The 1972-nt window shown below is 70.3% G+C and carries 3 protein-coding genes; all 3 read left to right on the forward strand.

The genetic code is table 11. The annotated features are described in order from the left end of the window. Window positions 1-885 (forward strand): vitamin B12 dependent-methionine synthase activation domain-containing protein (locus ABZZ04_RS39380; protein ID WP_356937050.1); only part of this gene is annotated, 885 nt, incomplete at its 5' end. Then, on the forward strand, window positions 882-1838 hold the full coding sequence (gene metF / locus ABZZ04_RS39385; protein WP_356937051.1) for a methylenetetrahydrofolate reductase [NAD(P)H]: 957 nt from the start codon (window positions 882-884) through the stop codon (window positions 1836-1838). The genes ABZZ04_RS39380 and metF, both read left to right, overlap by 4 nt. Further along, the coding region (locus ABZZ04_RS39390) for an adenosylhomocysteinase (RefSeq protein WP_356937052.1) at window positions 1816-1972 on the forward strand (157 nt) is incomplete at its 3' end. The genes metF and ABZZ04_RS39390, both read left to right, overlap by 23 nt.

Here is a 1972-nt window from a genome sequence, read left to right on the forward strand (position 1 = left end):
CTGCCCGAGCTGAAGCAGCGCCGGGTGCCCAAGCGGGACACCGCGGTACTGGAGGTGGACGAGCCGCAGGAGGGCGTCCGCTCCGACGTCGCGGTGGACAACCCCGTCCCCACGCCCCCCTTCTGGGGCACCCGGGTCATCAAGGGCATCCAGCTCAAGGAGTACGCCTCCTGGCTCGACGAAGGCGCCCTCTTCAAGGGCCAATGGGGCCTGAAGGAACGGGAGTTGATCGAGACCGAGGGTCGGCCCCGGCTGCGCCACTGGCTGGATCGGCTCCAGACCGACCGGCTGCTCGAAGCGGCCGTGGTCCACGGCTACTTCCCCTGCGTCTCCAAGGGCGACGACCTCGTCCTGCTCCACGAGGACGGCTCCGAACGCACCCGCTTCACCTTCCCCCGCCAGCGCCGGGGCCGCCGCCTGTGCCTCGCCGACTTCTTCCGCCCCGAGGAATCCGGACAGACCGACGTCGTCGGCCTCCAGGTCGTCACCATCGGCTCCCGCATCGGCGAGGAAACCGCCAAACTCTTCGAAGCCAACTCCTACCGCGACTACCTCGAACTCCACGGACTGTCCGTCCAGCTCGCCGAAGCCCTCGCCGAGTACTGGCACGCCCGCGTCCGCGCCGAACTGGGCATCTCCGCGGGCGACCCCGCCGTGTTGGACGGCATGCTCCGTACCGAGTACCAGGGCTGCCGGTACTCCCTGGGCTACCCCGCCTGCCCCGACCTGGAGGATCGGGCGAAGATCGCCGAACTGCTCCGGCCGGAGCGGATCGGGGTGCACCTCTCCGAGGAGTTCCAACTGCACCCCGAACAGTCCACCGACGCGATCGTCATCCACCACCCCGAGGCCGGATACTTCAACGCGGGAGGCCGTAGGCCATGACCACACTGCCCGAACTCCTGGCGAGCGGTATGCCCTCGTTCTCCTTCGAGTTCTTCCCGCCGAGGACGGCGGCCGGCACCCGCACGCTGTGGGAGGCGATCCGCCGGATCGAGGCCCTGTCCCCGACGTTCGTCTCGGTCACCTACGGTGCGGGCGGCACGTCCCGGGACCGTACCGTCGAGGTCACCAAGCGCATCGCCGCCGAGACCACGCTGCGGCCGGTCGCGCACCTGACGGCGGTCGGCCACTCCACCGCCGAACTGCGCCACATCATCGGTCAGTACGCGGACGCGGGCGTGCGCGACGTGCTCGCCCTGCGCGGCGACCCGCCGGGCGACCCCTCCGCCCCCTGGGTCCCGCACCCGGAGGGCTTCACCCATGCCCACGAACTCGTCTCGCTGGTACGCCGGTCGGGCGACTTCAGCGTGGGTGTGGCCGCCTTCCCCGAACGGCACCCGCGCTCGGCGGACTGGGCGGACGACGTCCGGCACTTCGTTGCCAAGTGCCGCGCGGGCGCCGACTACGCCATCACCCAGATGTTCTTCCGGGTCGAGGACTACCTGCGCCTGCGCGACCGGGTCGCCGCCGCGGGCTGCGACACACCGATCATTCCCGAGATCATGCCGGCGACCGACGTGCGACAGATCGGCCGCTTCGCCGAACTCAGCAACGCCACCTTCCCCGACGACCTCGCCCGGCGCCTGGACGCCGCCCGCGACAACCCGGCCGACGGCCACCGCATCGGTGTCGAGTACGCCACCGCCATGGCCGACCGTCTGCTCGCCGAAGGCGCTCCCGGACTGCACTACATCACGCTCAACCGGTCCACCGCGACGCTGGAGATCCACCGGAACGTCCAGAACACCCACAGCACCCGTACTGCCCGGAACGCCCAGAGCACCCGGAACGCCCAGAGCACAAGGAGCGCACATGCCCTCGCAGCCGTCCGCTGACTTCACGGACTTCAAGGTCGCGGACCTCTCCCTGGCCGAGTTCGGCCGCAAGGAGATCACCCTGGCCGAGCACGAGATGCCCGGTCTGATGTCGATCCGCAAGGAGTACGCCGCCGCGCAGCCGCTGGCCGGTG

This window comes from Streptomyces sp. NPDC006435, from assembly GCF_040612315.1.
GTDB lineage: Bacteria > Actinomycetota > Actinomycetes > Streptomycetales > Streptomycetaceae > Streptomyces.